This window comes from Methylomarinum vadi (assembly GCF_000733935.1).
Classification (GTDB): domain Bacteria; phylum Pseudomonadota; class Gammaproteobacteria; order Methylococcales; family Methylomonadaceae; genus Methylomarinum; species Methylomarinum vadi.
Genome location: NZ_JPON01000001.1, coordinates 2,410,051 through 2,427,028, shown reverse-complemented (window position 1 = coordinate 2,427,028; position 16,978 = coordinate 2,410,051). Strand labels below are relative to the sequence as shown.

Here is a 16,978-nt window from a genome sequence, read left to right as displayed (position 1 = left end):
AAGAAGGGTTAATTGCTGCGATTAATAGCTTCGTTTGTGAAGCCCTGAGCAATGAAAAGTCGGCTTTACTGTCCGAGCTTCCTCGTTATAGTATTGGCTTATCACCTTTAATAGCGATCGTGGACGGCGTCCACCACCCCCATCACCCGAGGAGGAACCGATGACCACTCTCACCATTAACGGCTCGCGCCGCCAGATCGATTTGCCGTCGGATACCCCTTTGCTCTGGGTTTTGCGCGATACGCTGGGCCTGACCGGCACCAAATTCGGTTGCGGCATATCGATGTGCGGGGCTTGTACCGTGCATGCCGACGGGGAACCCGTCCGGTCCTGCGTGACGCCGATCTCCGCCGTCGCCGGCAAGCAAATCGTCACGATAGAAGCGATAGGGCAGGATGAAACCGGTCGTCAAGTACAGGAAGCCTGGCTTAGCGTCAACGTGCCGCAGTGCGGTTATTGCCAGCCCGGCCAGATCATGTCGGCGACCGCTTTGCTCAAACAAAATCCGTCGCCCAGCGATGCCGACATCGACAAGGCCATGAGCGGCAATTTGTGCCGATGCGGGACTTACCCGCGTATCCGCGCCGCAATCAAACAGGTCGCCGGGGCTCAGGAGGTCGAATCATGAAAAAAACGGAAACTTACACCGGTTTGCCGCTCGATGCCGTGGAGTCGGATGAGTCTTTCAGCATCGTCAACGTCAGCCGCCGCAGTTTTTTAAAAGACCTGGCGCTCTCCGGTTTCGTCTTGGCAGCCGGTTTCCCGACCCTGCTTCGCGCCGACGAAACCAAGCCACCTGCCGAGGCCAAAAAATATGGCGCCGATGCGATGCCGCACGGCTGGGTCGACGATCCGCTGGTCTTCGTCGCCATCGATGAATACAACGGCGTCACGATTATGTGTCATCGTTCGGAAATGGGGCAAGGGATACGCACCAGTCTGCCGATGGTCGTGGCCGACGAACTCGACGCCAACTGGTGGCATGTCAAGGTCGAACAAGCGCCCGGAGACGAGGAGAAATACGGCAACCAGGACACCGACGGCTCGCGCAGCATGCGGCACTTTTTCATGCCGATGCGGCGGGTCGGCGCGGCCGCCCGGCAAATGCTGGAAACGGCGGCCGCCTCGCAATGGCAGGTGCCCGTGCAGGAAGTCAAAGCCGAATTGCACCACATCGTGCATCCCGCGACCGGCAGAAGCTTGAGCTACGGCGATCTCGCCGCCGCGGCGGCGAAGTTGCCGGTGCCGGCCCGCGAAACGCTGAAACTGAAAAAACCGGAGGAATTTCGTTATATCGGCAAGGGCAACTTGGGACTCTACGACGGTCGGGATATGGTGTCCGGTCGCGGCCAATACGGCATCGATACCCGTTTCGACAACATGCTGTATGCGGTGGTAGAACGTCCGTCGGTGTTGGGCGGAAAAGTGCTGCGTTACGATGCCGGGGAGGCACTGAAAGTGCCGGGCGTCGTAAAAGTCGTCGAGCTCCCCAGTAGTCCGTTGCCGGCAGACTACCACCCTTTGGGCGGCGTTGCGGTCATTGCCCGCAATACCTGGGCGGCGATTCAAGGGCGCAAGAAACTGAAAATCGAATGGGACAACGGTCCGCATGGGAGTTACGATTCCAAAGCTTACAAGGCCGAGCTCGAGACGGCCGCCCGCCGGCCCGGCAAGGTCGTGCGCGATAATGGCGCTGTCGATACGGCGTTGCAGAAGGCGGAGAAGCGCATCGTGGCCGAATATTATATACCGCATCTGGCGCAGGCGCCGATGGAGCCGCCGGCCGCGACGGCGCGCATCGATAAGGGGCATTGCCAGGTTTGGGCTTGTACCCAGGCGCCGCAGTTAGCCAGGGAACGCGTCGCCAAATGGTTGAAACTGCCCGAGAAAAACGTGACCCTAAACGTCACGTTGCTAGGCGGAGGCTTCGGGCGCAAGTCCATGCCGGATTACGTCATCGAGGCGGCACTGTTGTCCAAGGCCATGAATGGCAGGGCGGTCAAGGTGGCCTGGACGCGCGAGGACGACTTACGTCATTCCTACTTCCATACCGTCTCGGTGGAGCACCTGGAAGCCGGGCTGGATGCACAGGGAAAAACGACAGCGTGGCTGCATAGGACCGTCGCACCCAGCATTTCCGCAACTTTTGCGGCCGGTAGCAAGCATCAAATGCCGGCGGAATTGGGTATGGGCGTGATCAACGTGCCGTTTGCGATTCCCAATCTGCGTATCGAAAATCCGGAAGCCGAAGCTCATACCCGTATCGGCTGGTTTCGCTCGGTTTCCAATATCCCGCGTGCCTTCGCGATACAGTCTTTCGTCGCCGAATTGGCGGCCGCGGCCGGCCGCGACCACAAAGACTATTTACTGGAGTTGATCGGTCCGCCTCGGCGTATCGATCCGCGCAGCCTGAACGACAGTTGGAATCAGGGCGAATCGCCGGAGATTTATCCGGTCGATACCGGCCGCTTGCGCCGGGTAGTCGAAACGGTGACGGCCGAAGCCGGCTGGGGGCGCAGCCTGCCGCAAGGACAAGGCTTGGGCCTGGCGGCGCATTACAGCTTCGTGACCTATGTCGCGGTGGTGGTGCATGCGGCGGTGGACGAACAAGGCATCCTGACGGTTCCGCGCGTCGACATCGCCGTCGATTGCGGTCCGCAAGTCAATCCGGAACGCATCCGTTCGCAACTGGAAGGCGCCTGCATCATGGGGATGACGTTGGCGCTGCATGGCGAAATCACCTTCAAGGACGGCGCGGTGATACAGGACAATTTCCATACCTATCCATTAGTCAGGCTCGACGAAGCACCGCGCGACATCCGCGTTCATCTCTTGCCAACAGAGGATTTCGATGCGCCTCTCGGCGGTATTGGCGAGCCGGGCGTGCCGCCGACCGCGCCGGCATTATGCAACGCGATTTTCGCCGCCACCGGCCAGCGTATTAGAACGCTGCCGATCGGGGAGCAATTGAGAAAGGATTAGGCGGTTGAGCAATGGCCGGTGCCGATGTAGCAGTTTCGGCGTAGCCGCCGATTTTATATTTTATTGTTTGCTGAATTGGAAGTATTCTTAATGTCGGCTGGCTTTGCTTGACTCCTAATCCCTATTTAAAGCAAATGTTATGAGGACAACTCAAGATTTTTTTTCGGTTCAGTAAGATGCTATTAATGCTGGTTACCAAGCTTTTTTGAGTCCTGGCCCTGATTTTATTGTTGTATTCATCAACGTTTCATTTTATCGAAAGCGGAAGCGTGCTTTCCGTAAAAGAAGCGTTTTTATCTTTTTTGTTTTATGCGGTGTTGACCTCGGTATTTTTTATCCAAACCGTTTGGCTGAAAAATACCAATTACATGGGTGTTATAGGCTCTGTCAATATGCGGCTGGCATGATGGAAATAAACGATTATTGTGAATGATGTTCGGAAAGTTATGGATGGGGCTGTGAATTCCGCTTCAGTCTGGAGGAATGGCTACCGGATCAAACGAACATGTGCCCGGTCGATTCGATTAAGATGTAATAAACGATGATGCGTGGAATCCGGAATAACACCGAAGCCGCCAGCACTTTAGTCCAATGCAGCCCCATGGCGCCGGCAGTCCAGCAGGTGACCGAATAAGGCAGTGGTGTGGTGGCGCCGATGACGACGGCCCAGAATCCGTATTTGTTCACGAAACCGCGTTGCTCTTTGCCGATTTTTCCATAGAGACGTTGAATAAAATGGAACCGGCCTAGCCAGCGGCCAATGCTCCAACCCAGTATGCCGGCAACGACGGATACCACGCCCAGAATGAAAACATAATATAGCCAGCGTTCGGCAAGCGAACTCTTGGCTATCACGACCAGCAGAATATCCGGCAAAAAAGGTGTGACGAATGTGTCGGTTACCAGCAATATCAGGCAGAGACCGGCAAAGCCGATGCGGTCTACCACCCAGTTCGTCATCATGGTCATTTCATGCTCGAACCAAAAACTCAACACGGCCATCATGACGACGATAATCAGTATGCCGGTCAATGTCTTGAGCACATTCTCCCTGATCATGCGTCAGTTATAGAAGTCATGGTTAAGGGTATGGGACGCTCCCTTTCTATTGTTTGCAAAATGTTTGATTTGCTTGAATCAGGTCAAACGAAGAATTATGACTTCTCATCTCGAGGAAGTCGAGAAGGTTCAGGATATCGATTTTTTGGTGGGTGACAATGAAATTCAATCGAATAAAGTGTTAATTTTCGGCTGAAGGCTGAGGGGACTGGGCGATTGACTGAATGATATTTCTCAAATCCTGTTCATTGATCGGTTTGGTCAGGTAATCGTCGAAGCCTGCGGCAAATGCTTTCTTGATAGTATTTTTATCGGCATAAGCACTGATAGCGACCGTTTTTAGATGGGCGATGTTCTTATCAGATTGAATGGCTTTAATGAGAGAGAAGCCATTCATTACTGGCATATTGAGGTCAATGAGGGCTAAGTGGAAATGATCACGCCTTAAATGCAGCAGGGCTTCCTCGCCATTCAGGGCCGAAGTCACCTTACAATTCATCGATTCGAGCATATTCATGATCAACAATTGGTTGATATCGTTATCTTCGACGACCAGTATGCTGATCGAGGGAGCGTTTGTCGCTGTCGGTTTGGCAGCGAGGAGGGCTTGTTCGTTAGCCGTACGGGGTAAGGGTAATTCGACGATAAATTCCGTACCTTGGTTGGTTTCACTATGAATGTCGATATGACCTTTCATCAACTCTACCAGCCTTGCGGTGATGCTCAAGCCTAAGCCAATCCCTTCATGGCTAAATTCGTTGTCGTTGATTTGGGTAAATGGTTGAAAGATATCCCGTTGCTTATCCGCCGGGATGCCCCGGCCGGTATCGGCAACAGATAATTTAAGTATGGCGTCGGCGTAACTCGCGGTCACCGTCACGCCACCGGAATCGGTGAATTTTAGGGCGTTGTCGATCAGATTAATAAGAATTTGGCGTATGCGTTTCTCATCGCCAAACAAAGGAGGATCCAGGTTGTCGATATTCAATCGAAAATACAGTTTTTTTTGATTGAAGCGGAGTGCATAGAGTTTCTGGATATTCCATAGCAATTGCTTGAGATCGAAATGTTGCGGAGAGATGACAATTTTGCCGGCCTCGATCCTGGAAAAATCCAACATATCATCGATCAGTTGCAGCAATTGGTTGCCGCAGTTATTGATGATATCCAGTTTGTTCCGCTGTTCTTCGTTAAGGAGAGGATCTATCTTTAACAATTCGGAAAAGCCCAGGACTCCATTGAGCGGTGCTCTGAGTTCATGGCTGACATTTGATAAAAACTGGTCTTTGGCGTGATTGGCGTTTTCCGCCATTTCCTTGGCATGTGACAGCTCTGCGGTTCGATCTTTGACGATAGCCTCAATGCGGTTATAGCGACCGGTCATCATTAAAATCCCGAGGCTTAACAGGCTGGTAAACAAAAAGCCAGCGGTCAGTACCCACCAGATAGCCCAATGTACCGATGAGTTGCTCAACGAAGGTTGTTGATAAAAATGGAAAATCCAATTATCGCCGTCCGTTGGGAAAATGAATAATGGGATGGTTTTAGCAAAAGAATATTCCTGGTTAACCAGGTTTGTAAAAAGGGTTTTATTTGAAGCCGCGCTTGTGATTTTCAGCGTGATCGGAGTGTCGGCGACTTGATTTACGATGTTTTCGATCAATTCTTCGAGGGATAATTGGTAATTAACAATCCCCGAAAATTGCTTTTTCTCGTCGAACAACGGGGCGGACAAAATAATATGGTTTTGTTCGATGTAACAGTAAATATTGTAATCGGAGGTATGTTCAAACTGAGACGGGTTTTGGACCTTCTTTAACCAAAGCGCATATTCTGGCGATAGATTATTCGTCTGAGGCTGGGTGATCCATTCGATCGATTTAACGCCCGTTAATGTGGAAGTATGATTGCGAAGGTAGCGCCTCAGTTCTTCGTCTTGCGGTCTGTAAGAATAAATATCGCGAATGGCCTTTGCTAGCTGCAGATGGGTTTCGATCTGTTGTTCCAGTGTGCGCGCAAAAAGCGTGACGGTGCTGGCGAAATGCTGTTGCTGCATTTTTTTTTCTTGCTGCAGTACATAGTAAAAAAATAGGACGATAAAGGAGAATGTGATGGCAAGCGGGATGATTAAAGAATAGCGGCGTTTATGCCAAATCGGCTTGTGTTTTTGCAGCAAAGCCAGCGTCATCGGGGTGAAAGTCATGATGCCGATGAGATCGCCAACCCACCAGCAAAACCAATTAATCGTAGCTTCATCCAGTGAAACATAGCCTTGCAGTGCAATGGTTGAGACGCCTATGCTGGCGGAAACAAGACATCCGACAGGTGCGCAGCAAAGCAAGGAGACGAGAATGTCGCGCTCTTTGAGCCAGTCGTTCGGGAAGCCGACATACCGCCGGATCAAGTCACTTCCAATCCAGGTTCCGGCCATGGCTCCCAGACCGATCGTGGCGTAAGTCGGCATACTTTGCCAGGAAAAACCGAAGGTAAAAGCATTGACCAGGGTGTTGCCGATAAACGTAGCGGGTAACACGCGCTTGCCGTAGATTAACGTTACGGCCAAGGCGATGCCGGCGGGCGGCCAAATAGAGCCCACCTTGCTGAAGGGCACTATTAATTGCAGACATAATGCGCCTAATAGGAAGTAAACGGCAGCGATGGCCGCATTCAAAGCGATCGTTTTCATGAAAATAGGGTGCTTCGGATCGATGACAAGAAGAAATTTCTTCTCTAAAAATTCTTGAATTATAGTGAGTTTTTCACCTAAAACGACAATAACAACTCAATCGCAAGGGAGTGTCGAGGCGTAGACCTGAGATTGTTCCATGGCAAACAACAATGAGCCGTTTTTATCCGAAGTCGTTATTGTGTATAGTTCATCTCGACTGGATCAGACTATTTATCTCTTGCAATGAATAAAGAAAAAATCCCCGTTGAACGCTTCCATTGGAATACACCGGCTTATGCCGATGCCTTCGAAACCTTGTTAAAGTGCTCACAAGAGCGGCTGCCCGTTTACGGTAAGCTGGAGGCCATATTTTCCAATTATCCGGGCGACTCGAAAGCGATAGATTGGGGCGCCGGCAGCGGTGATTTGACTTCCTTACTATTGCAGCATTTCAAGCATGTCTATGCCGTTGAGCCAAACCCGACAATGTGCGATTTGATATCGGCCCGCTGTCCCGGCGCGACGGTGTTTAGGTCGTCATTGATCGACCTGATTCCGGAAGAAAGGTTCGATATCGGAATCATTAGCCATGTTCTTTACCATATTCCTGATTATAAATGGGGGACTTACATCATGCATGCCGCCCGTTTTTTAAGCGAGCAAGGCACTTTAATCGTCACCCTGAAAAATTCCGACTCCGATTGTAACAAGATGCTGGAGCATTTCGGCGCGGCGAGCTTTGATTTGTATGCCAGCCTCGAGACGACGATACGACGCCATAAGGCTTTTGATTTCACTTTTTCCAGGGTGCCGGGAGGCATCGAAACCCAATCGTTCGAAGATACGCTGGCGATCGCCCGTTTCATGTTCTGCGATCGCGATTCCGATGCCTTCTCTACCGAACCGACGGAAGCGGATTTCAGGGCTTATGTTCGAGACCATTTCTGGGATGAAATAACAGCCAGCGGCGGATGGCCCTATGACGTCGTGTTTTGCCTGATCAAACGGAATCCATTATTCGGCTCATGAGAATGCCGGAAGCTTATTTGTGCGGACCTTCATTAGCTGCTAACCTGCATCCTCCGCAAAAATCGATCCCAGAAAAAAGATGAATTCCACTACCGTTCAAGACATCGCCAGACAAAGCCGCCTTGCGGCGCGCAGACTTTCATCGACCAGCGAAGCGCAGCGTAATCTTGCGTTGGCGAAAATGGCGGAGTCGCTCGCATCGGCCAAGCAGCGGATTCTGGAAGTGAATGCCGAGGAGGTCGAAAAGGCGCGCCAGGATGGATTGTCCTCGGCGATGGTCAAGCGTTTGACCATCGATGACCAGGTTTTTCAATACATGCTCTCCAGGCTGAAAAAAGTGGTTTTGCGCCCCGACCCGCTGAATCGTGTGCTGGAAGGCCATACCAACCCGAACGGATTGCAGGTTCTTAAAAAATCGGTGCCGATTGGCGTCATCGGCATCATTTACGAGTCGCGTCCCAATGTCACCACCGATGCGGCCGGCGTCTGCATCAAAAGCGGTAACGCCGTCATTTTGCGAGGCGGGTCGGAAGCCTTGCAAACCAACATCATGCTGGCTGATGCGATGAGGGAAGGCGCTGTCGCCGCGGGCTTGCCGCATGACGCGATACAGATCATCCGCAGGCCGGGGCATGAAGCCGTAGGCGAACTGCTGAAGATGGACGATTTTATCGACGTTCTGATTCCGCGCGGTGGTAAGGACCTGATCAAACGCATCGCCGAGGGCACCCGTATTCCCGTCATCAAGCATTACGACGGCATCTGCCATCTCTATATCGCGGAAGATGCGGACCCGAACCACGCGGTCGAGCTGGCAATCAACTCGAAATGCCAAAGCGTTCAGGTTTGTAACGCGCTGGAAACATTGTTGGTCGATGTGGCGTGCGCCGAACAACTATTACCCTTGTTGCGATCGGCCTACGCCGCCAACCATATCGAACTGCGCGGCTGCGAACAGACGCAAAGGTTCTTGCCGGGGATCGCTCCGGCGACGGAGGAGGACTGGCGTACTGAATATCTGGCGCCGATCCTGTCACTCAAGATTGTTAATGGAATAGACGAGGCGATCGACCATATCAACACCTACGGTTCGGGGCATACCGACGGCATCGTCACGCAAAACCTGAATTCGGCACAGCAATTCGAACAACGAGTCGATTCTGCCTCGGTATTGATCAACGCCTCGACGAGATTGTCGGGCGGCGGCGATTACGGTTTGGGCTCGGTCGTCGGCATTAGCACCGACAAACTCCACGCCCGCGGCCCGGTCGGGCCGGACGAGCTGACGACCTACAAGTGGGTCGCCTATGGTAATGGTCATTTGCGCAATTAAAACTTCATAACAGGAAGGCTTCGCAGCTGGTAGTACACGTCGCCATATTCGGGAAAGCATTTCATGCGTTATACCAGTCCGGTACGATGATCCTTACGCCGTCCGCCGGAACATAACCGGCATAGGAGGCGCCAAGGCGATTCGGTTTTTGCGCCGTGGGTTCTTGCGCCCAGGCGTTAGAGAGTGTCACCTTAATCCCCGCTTCATCGCAATAACTGATGAACACTTTAAAATCGAAAATGGACTCGATGCCGACATAATTACCCGCCGGTGTGAATGCCATCACAGGCAAGTCGACATCGTCGAGAAAAGGTCTGGCGGCCTCGTCGCTGTGCCATAACACCTGTTGTTTGGCTATGATAGAATTGACGAGCTGGCATATCAGGTAAATGCGCGGTGTGATATTACCGAGCTTGGTGCCCTGGCCACCTTCGGTAAAATGCCGTTCCAGATTTTCGACATTGTCCCGTTCGGCTTGAGTGACAGAACCCTTTACTGTGCCGAGGGGGCGATGATCGAGGCCGTAAGCGCTGGCGTCATAACTTCCGACAAACGGCCAAATGGCGAATAAATCATAGTCGCCAGTGATGGCATTCAAATACGTCTCGCCACGGTAGGAACGATGTCCTGGCGGATTGGTCATCGCCAGCATGGGTTCGTACGATGCACCATACTTGGGATGATAATGAACCACGGCACCGCCTTTTTCTTGCATCCACCTATTATGCAGCTCGGTCTGATCGAAGTAGACGCCGAATAAACCAGGATTGTTGGGTTCCGGTATCAAACTGTATTTGAATGAGATTCCTGAAGGATGAGTGGCGGTTCCGTCCAAGCGATCGCCTTTCCTGACCGGGTTGATGTAGCCGTGAGTCATCAACCAGTCGATTCGACGTTGCGAAATTTTGAGGGGCGTAACGGATGCTTTCCATCCCTGTCCTTCGTTGTCGAGCACCAAGGCTTCGCGATGCTTGGCGCGGTTGAAGCCGGCCTTGCCCATACCGTATTTATTTAACCGCGGATCTCGCATGACGAAACCGGCCATGGGGCCCCAGTCGCAGGATTTGCCGTGAATACGGTAGCCTTTAGTGTCGTAGCCTTCTTCCAGCAAACCGTGGCAGGTGGGCCCGGTCGCCCTGACGATAATGATACATTGCTGTTGGCGCGCGACAGTCAAAAATGCCTGCATGTGGGGCCTAGGCATTCCGATCGTAAATTCCAGAAAGTTTGCATCGTTGATGTTCATAATATGCCTCGGCAGTTTTTGCAGTTGTAACACATCTTCCATCAGCTAACGAATTATTTTACGCCCGATGCCATCGAGCCGATTTCTCGGGTATTTTGAACGTGCGACCGTTCGCTTTATGTGGTTGCCCCATGCAAAGCTAAGTGTCGGTCGTCCCCCTTAAAATCGCTGAACTCGCAAGCGCACTGGTTTAATAAAGCCGATGGCGAAACAGCCTAAATCAAAGGGGGCAGAATAAATAGATATGGTGATCAGCTCGTGGCATGAGGTGAGGTACGAACCACTCGTTCTAAAACCATCTGCAAGGCGGTCGGTAAACTTCCTCGGCTTCACCGACTACGAGAGCCAACTTCGTCAGCTTGTGCTTCACCGCCTGGCGCAATCCTAGCCACCAATTCAAAATAATCCTGGCGATACTAGGCAATGCAATCAAGGATCAATAAATTAACCGTACCGGCAGCTAACGAATTGCCTATTGCCACAGACGCTTATAACGTGGTTGTCAGCTTCTGGCCGGGACTTGCCAATTCAGCGTTTATAAATTGCGTGTGAGCGTTAGATTTTCACCTTTATCTCTGAGCTTTTTAGTAAAATCAATATCTCGCAATTAACAAAAACGATTGAAATATACAACATTAGTTTTTCATGAAATTTGAGACAACGATTTCCAAATCGCTATCACCGTATTTCCAATAATTAAGAACCTTTGCGTGTCGACAAACTGACCCGATCGCGAGTCGTATTGTCTCGCGGCCAGGCCGGTTACATATTAAAATCGGTACTGACATTAGCAACGGCGATAACCCATTATTCAGTTTGATTGATAGCAACCGATGAGCAAAACCGAAATTTCGTCCGCGTTCGATAGGAAAGAAATGGAAGCTTCCTGGCTGGTGCATGCCTGCGCGCTGGCCAACGGCAGTGTCGCTTTCGGTTTGGCCAACAGTTTGGCCGGCGATACCGTTTTGATCACGGGAGTATCGCTTTACATGATTTACCGCTTGGGCAAACTCTATGGGGTTGCCGATGTCAACGGCAAACAAATAGTCACGCAAATCGTGACTCATTATGCCGCCCCGCTGATCGGCGCAAAACTGTTGTTCTGGGTGCCGGGCATAGGAAACTGGGCCAATGCGTTAAGCATGTCGCTGCTGACGGAAATTATCGGTTGGACCTGTATTCTGCTTTTCAAAAAAGGGGAAAATCCCGACGATCTGAGCGCTGCGGACTGGGAAAGTCTGATTCGCTCGGCCAGGCGACAGGCTAAGCAGCATCAAGTCGCCAACAAGGCGCTGCTCAAAGCAATGACGGTGTCGGAACGAACACGTTTTACCAAATTAAATAAACAGCTTGCCGATGACACACTTTCCAGAGAGGCTCATGAGCGGATTTTTCAGCAGTTGATCGACCTTTATATTCGAGTGTCGTCTCGTGTAGAACTCGATGGACTCGAATAAGGTCTATTTTTCATCGATATGCGACGAGCCGCAAACCGAGCCGGTTAGCCGCCCGGAAATCGCCGAATCCAGGCGTCGATACTGCCGGTGTAAATTCCTCGCGCATTGGGGAAACTCTGTAATGTAGCCGTTCGCTTAATAAAGCCGATGGCGAAACAGCCAGGCGGCGAAGCTCAGCGTGACGAGACCGATGACCGCCAGGGGCCAGTATTGCGACCACAGCATGTCGATGGGGAGTCCCTCGAACAGTATGCCGCGAACGATGATCAGGAAATAGCGTAACGGGTTGATTAGCGTCAACGTTTGCACAGACGGCGGCATGTTGGCGATCGGCGTGGCGAAACCGGACAATATCACCGCCGGAACGATGAACAGAAAAGCGCCGAGCAGACCTTGTTGTTGCGTCACGGCCAGCGACGATATCATCAAGCCGACGCCGATGACCGCGAATACGAACAGGATCACGCCCAAATATAAGGCCGCCAGGCTGCCGTTCATGGGCAGCTTGAACCAATAGACGGCGACGGCGATAATCAACGACGCTTCGGCGACGCCTATGATCAGACCGGGAAGCGCCTTGCCCACGAGGATCTGGAAAGGCGTCAACGGCGTTACCAACAACTGATCGAACGTGCCTTGTTCCCGTTCGCGGGCGATCGACAACGCGGTGACGATCATGGTTACCACCAGCGTCAACAGACCGATAATCCCGCTGACGATGAACCACGGGCTTTGCAGGTTGGGATTGAACCAGGCCCTGACCTCCAGCCGCGCCGGCGGCAGCGGTGTGCGATGCTGTCGTGCCCAGTCCAGGTTGAAGTCGGCCAAGATGCTTTGCATATAATTCAGCGCGATAAGCGCGGTATTGGAATCGCGACCGTCTATCAGAATTTGCGTCTTGGCCTGGCGGCCGGTCGACAGATTGCGGCTGAAATGCGGACCGATACGCACAACCGCCAGAACTCTTTTCTCATCCAGTGCCGGTCTGATCTGGGTTTGGTCGGTCAGGGTCAGGACCAGGTCGAAGGCCGGCGATGCGCTGAAGCGTTTGAGTAAATTCCTGGAAGCGATGCCGGGGTCCTCGTTGTAGACGGCGATCGGCACGCTGTTAAGATCGAAGGTGGCGCCGTAGCCGAATACGAAAACCTGGAACAGCGGCGGCACGATCAACACGAAACGGCTTTTCTTGTCTTTTATCAGGGCCAGAAACTCCTTGATCAGCAGGGCGAAGATCATCGTCGTCACTCCAGGCGCCGCGGGGCTTTTTTAGCGGCCAGACCTAGAAAAAACGCTGCCATCAATAGTAGCGCCAGCGCATTGGGCAGGATAACGGCCCATACATCTCCGGCCAGGAACACGGTTTGCAGGATCGCGACGAAATAACGGGCGGCAATCAAATGAGTGATGCCCTGCACGACGAGCGGCATGCTGTCGATATCGAAAATGAAGCCAGACAAAATAAAGGCCGGCAGGAAGGTGGCGACGATGGCGACCTGGCCGGCCACGAACTGGTTTTTGGCGGTGATCGAAATCAGTAGCCCCATGCCTAGGGCGGCCAACAAAAACAACGTACCGGTCGCCGGCAAGAGCCAAAAAGAGCCGCGCAGGGGCACCTCGAATAAAAAGACCGCCATGGCGATCGATAGCAGCATGCCGCCCATGCCGAGCAGATAATAGGGGATCAATTTGCCTAGCAGCACTTCGGCCAGCGTGGCCGGCGTGGCGATCATTGCCTCCATGGTGCCGCGTTCCCATTCGCGGGCGACGACTAATGCGGTCAACAGCGCGCCGATCAGGGTCATGATGACGGCGATCAGGCCCGGAACCAGAAAATGCTTGCTGACGACGGCGCTGTTGTACCAAATCCGCTGTTCGGCCACGACCGGCAAGGACAAGGAAATGCCGCGCAGCGCCGCCTGATGCGTCAGCCACTGGCTCCACGCCCCCTGCACATAGCCGGAAACCAGGCGGGCGGTGTTGGCGTCCACGCCGTCGACGATCACCTGGATGGCGGGGGAATTTTGTTTGAACAATTCGCGACTGAAATCCTCGCGCAGGCGGATGATGACCCGGATTTTCCGTTGTTGCATGGCGCGGATCGCCGCCGGCATGTCGGCGTAGTGGTGCGGTATGAAATATTCGGAGCCTTCGAAGGCGGCGCTGAAACCGATTGTTTCCGGGGTGCTTTTGGCAATGACCCAGCCGATGGGTACGTGCTTGGCGTCCAGCGATACGCCGTAACCGAACAGGAGCAGCAAAAAGACCGGCATAACGAAGGCGATCGCCAAGCTGCTGGGGTCGCGGCGGATTTGCAGGAATTCTTTGATGATCAGGGCTTTCAGCCGTCTCTGTCTGGCGTTCATCCGCTGCGCGCCTCGACCAGTTGAATAAAGGCGTCTTCCATGGTCGGATCGGGGCGCAGCGACGAGCCGGCCCGGGATTTAATCTCGGCCGGCGTACCGCTGATCAGAATATCGCCTTCGACCATAATGAGCAGGCGGTCGCAATATTCGGCTTCCTCCATGAAATGCGTCGTCACCAACACCGTCACGCCTGCGGCGGCCAGACTTTCGGTGCGTTCCCAGAATTCGCGCCTTGCCAACGGATCGACGCCCGAGGTCGGTTCGTCGAGAAACAGGACTTCGGGCTCGTGCATCAAGGCGCAGGCCATTGCCAGCCGTTGTTTAAAACCCAGCGGCAAGTCGGCGCTGATGCTGTCCCGGTCCGGTTCGAGTTCGAATTGTCGTAGTGCCCAGGCGATGCGCTTTTTGCGCCGCTCACTACGCAGGCCATAGACGCTGCTGAAAAAATCCAGATTCTGTTGCACGCTGAGATTGCCGTAGAGCGAGAATTTCTGCGACATATAGCCGATGCGGGCGCGCGCTTTCGCCGCTGCCGTGCGCAAATCGACGCCGGCCACCCGCAAACGGCCGCTGCTGGCCGGCAATAAGCCGCACAGCATCCGGAAAGTTGTGGTTTTGCCGGCGCCGTTGGCGCCCAGCAAACCGAAAATCTCGCCGCGTCTGACACTGAAATCAAGCTTTTTGACCGCTTGAAAATCGCCGAACCAGCGGTCGACCTGTTCCACCCGGATGACTTCATCCGCATTAGAGTCTTGCGCGGCCGGTGCCGTAGAGGTTTGCGGCGTTAAGGCGGCCGTGTTCCGGCGGCCTTTCAGCAATGCGATGAAGGCGTCTTCCAGCCGTGGTTCGGTAGGGGCGAGGTCTACCAGTGATTCGCCGTCCGTCAGGGCCGGCGGCAGTGTGATAGTTGTCGTGCCGCTAATGACCCGGACATTTCTTCCGTGGATGACCGCATCGATGATCCCCGCTTGCCCGGTGAGGCATTTCTTCAATTCGCGGTTGCCGAGCTTGGGGTGGCTGAGCAAAAAACAACGCCCTTGCATACTGTTCCTGAAAAAATCGGGGCCGTTGAAATCCAAAACTTCGCCCTGGTCCAGTAACAGAACGGCGTCGCAGCGTTCGGCCTCGTCCATGTAGGCGGTGCTCAGCAAGACGGTCATGCCGGCCGTTTTAACCTGATGGGCGACGATGCTCCAGAGCTCCCTTCTCGAAACCGGATCGACGCCGACGCTCGGTTCATCCAACAGCAGCAGCCGGGGTTGGCTGAGTAATGTGCAGGCCAGGCCCAGTTTTTGTTTCATGCCGCCCGACAAACGCCCCGCCAGGCGCGAGACGAACGGTTGCAACCCGGCCATTCGCAGCAGGTCTTTCAGACGTTCGTGCTTAGCCTTTGCAGGGATGCCGTGTAAATCGGCGTAAAGATCCAGGTTTTCGCCGACGCTGAGGTCTTCGTAGAGCCCAAAATGCTGCGGCATATAGCCGATAAGTCGATGAATGTCGTCTACCCTGTCCTTGCTGTCGAAGCCGAACACGTTAATCTTGCCGGAATCGGGCAGCAAAAGGCCCGCGGCCAGGCGCAATAGCGTGGTTTTGCCGGCACCGTCCGGGCCGAGCAGCGCGACGATAGAGCCGGTGGCGACCGTCAGCGAAACCTTTTGCAACGCGGCGACAGTACGCCGGCCCGCGCTGAAACCTTTGCGAACATTCCGGAATTCCAGGGCGGTTTCGTCCGCCGGCATAGTGCTCGCCATCATTCCGGGCAAGTTTGCCGCGCCGCCGGCGACGGGCTCGAAGCAAGATCGATCGATACGGTGACCGGCATGCCGAGGTGTAGTTCATTCTGCGGATTACAGACGAACACGCGAACCTGATAGACCAGATGGGTCCGTAGTTCCGGGGTTTCCACCGTCTTCGGCGTGAATTCGGCGGTTGGGGAAATGAAGCCGATCCAGCCTCGGTAAGTCTTGTCCGGATGGCTGTCGGTTTCGACTCTTGCCGGCATGCCGTAGTGCAACAGTCCCAGGCGATCCTCCGGGACGTAGACGCGAGCCCAGACCGGGTCGATCAGGGCCAGCGTATAAACCGGCGTTTGGTTGTCCGCCATATCGCCGGGCTCCAGGATGCGGTCCTGTATGATGCCGTCGTTAGGGGCATGAATATGGCCGTCAAGCCAGATTTTTTCCGCCAGTTTGAGGTCGCTCTGATAGGCCTTCAACAAGGCCTGGGCCTCGGCGATGTCTTCCTGGCGAGGGCCGAGGACCGCCAAGTCCAGTTGTTCCTGCAAGGCCTGCATTTTCTCCTTGGCGGCGACATATTCGGAACGGGCGCGGTCGACCGATTCCTTGGAGGTGAGATGTTTTTTGTACAGGCTGCGCATTCGGCTCAGTTCCTGGTCGGCGAAGGTTACCGTGGCTTGCGCCGATTTGACATCGGCTTTGGCCTTGCGGATTTCTTCCGGGCGCGTTCCGGCGAGCAGCCGCTCGACCGCCTGCCGCTGAGCCTCGACTTTGGCTTCCGCGCTTTCCCGTCGGTAGTGGAAACGCTCCAGGTCTTGTATCGCCAATAATTGCCCCTTTTCGACACGGTCCCCCTCCTTGGCGTACATTTCCGCGATATGTTCGGGGTCGTGGAAACTCAGTTCCACTTGACGGATATCGATATTGCCGTATAGCGTTAACTGGTTTTCCTCGTCATTGGAAGTGCGGAGGTACAGCCAAGCGCCGGTTGCGAGTCCGACAAAAACAACCAACAGGATGATGAATATTATCGTGTGCCGAGTTCGCATAGTCTATTTCTTGCCCCTAAAAACAAGGATTCAACCTGGCCATGTCTTTCTTGGGA

Annotated in this window: 11 protein-coding genes and 1 pseudogene; 5 read left to right on the top strand and 7 right to left on the bottom strand. The window is 53.8% G+C overall.

Translation table 11 applies throughout. The annotated features are described in order from the left end of the window. Positions 1-160 precede the first annotated feature (160 nt). Together EP25_RS0112070 and EP25_RS0112065 are read left to right on the top strand one after the other, a co-directional pair. On the top strand, positions 161-628 hold the full coding sequence (locus EP25_RS0112070; RefSeq protein WP_031434128.1) for a (2Fe-2S)-binding protein: 468 nt from the start codon (positions 161-163) through the stop codon (positions 626-628). Beyond that, the gene (locus EP25_RS0112065; RefSeq protein WP_031434127.1) at positions 625-2,982 is read left to right on the top strand and encodes a xanthine dehydrogenase family protein molybdopterin-binding subunit; all 2,358 of its coding nucleotides are present in this window, start codon (positions 625-627) and stop codon (positions 2,980-2,982) included. Before EP25_RS0112070 ends, EP25_RS0112065 begins: the two co-directional genes overlap by 4 nt. Before the next feature lie 495 nt (positions 2,983-3,477). Here EP25_RS0112065 and EP25_RS0112055 read toward each other — a convergent pair whose 3' ends face one another. Together EP25_RS0112055 and EP25_RS22520 are read right to left on the bottom strand one after the other, a co-directional pair. Then, positions 3,478-4,041, bottom strand: a complete 564-nt coding sequence (locus EP25_RS0112055; protein WP_031434125.1) for a YqaA family protein — start codon at positions 4,039-4,041, stop codon at positions 3,478-3,480. A gap of 181 nt (positions 4,042-4,222) precedes the next feature. Then, positions 4,223-6,727 carry an ATP-binding protein gene (locus EP25_RS22520; RefSeq protein ID WP_051906620.1) on the bottom strand — a complete coding sequence of 835 codons (2,505 nt, stop codon included), beginning with the start codon at positions 6,725-6,727 and terminating at the stop codon, positions 4,223-4,225. A 225-nt stretch (positions 6,728-6,952) separates the two neighbouring features. On the opposite strand from EP25_RS22520, the gene EP25_RS0112040 reads away from it, so the two are divergent. Beyond that, positions 6,953-7,738, top strand: coding sequence for a class I SAM-dependent methyltransferase (locus tag EP25_RS0112040; RefSeq protein WP_031434123.1), 786 nt, complete (start codon positions 6,953-6,955; stop codon positions 7,736-7,738). Positions 7,739-7,793: 55 nt separating this feature from the next. After that, positions 7,794-9,071 (top strand): annotated as a pseudogene (locus EP25_RS0112035) (glutamate-5-semialdehyde dehydrogenase); the annotation flags it as partial. A 61-nt stretch (positions 9,072-9,132) separates the two neighbouring features. On the opposite strand, the gene EP25_RS0112030 reads toward EP25_RS0112035, so the two are convergent. Then, positions 9,133-10,317, bottom strand: a complete 1,185-nt coding sequence (locus EP25_RS0112030; RefSeq protein ID WP_160172726.1) for an anthrax toxin-like adenylyl cyclase domain-containing protein — start codon at positions 10,315-10,317, stop codon at positions 9,133-9,135. 833 nt (positions 10,318-11,150) lie between these two features. Between EP25_RS0112030 and EP25_RS0112025 the strand changes: the two genes are divergently transcribed. Continuing rightward, entirely contained in the window at positions 11,151-11,774 is a 624-nt protein-coding gene (locus tag EP25_RS0112025; RefSeq protein ID WP_031434120.1) for a hypothetical protein, read from the top strand. Positions 11,775-11,909: 135 nt separating this feature from the next. Here the strand turns inward: EP25_RS0112025 and EP25_RS0112020 are convergent, their stop codons facing one another. The 4 genes from EP25_RS0112020 to EP25_RS0112005 are packed head-to-tail and all read right to left on the bottom strand — an operon-like array spanning position 11,910 to position 16,922. After that, positions 11,910-13,010, bottom strand: coding sequence for an ABC transporter permease (locus tag EP25_RS0112020; protein WP_031434119.1), 1,101 nt, complete (start codon positions 13,008-13,010; stop codon positions 11,910-11,912). Positions 13,011-13,015: 5 nt separating this feature from the next. Beyond that, positions 13,016-14,137: an ABC transporter permease gene (locus EP25_RS0112015; RefSeq protein WP_031434118.1), complete on the bottom strand. Its 1,122-nt coding sequence runs from the start codon at positions 14,135-14,137 to the stop codon at positions 13,016-13,018. Continuing rightward, on the bottom strand, positions 14,134-15,888 hold the full coding sequence (locus EP25_RS0112010; protein WP_235185891.1) for an ATP-binding cassette domain-containing protein: 1,755 nt from the start codon (positions 15,886-15,888) through the stop codon (positions 14,134-14,136). Before EP25_RS0112010 ends, EP25_RS0112015 begins: the two co-directional genes overlap by 4 nt. Beyond that, positions 15,888-16,922 carry an efflux RND transporter periplasmic adaptor subunit gene (locus EP25_RS0112005; protein WP_031434116.1) on the bottom strand — a complete coding sequence of 345 codons (1,035 nt, stop codon included), beginning with the start codon at positions 16,920-16,922 and terminating at the stop codon, positions 15,888-15,890. The genes EP25_RS0112010 and EP25_RS0112005 overlap by 1 nt, the downstream gene beginning before the upstream one ends. Positions 16,923-16,978: the final 56 nt, after the last annotated feature.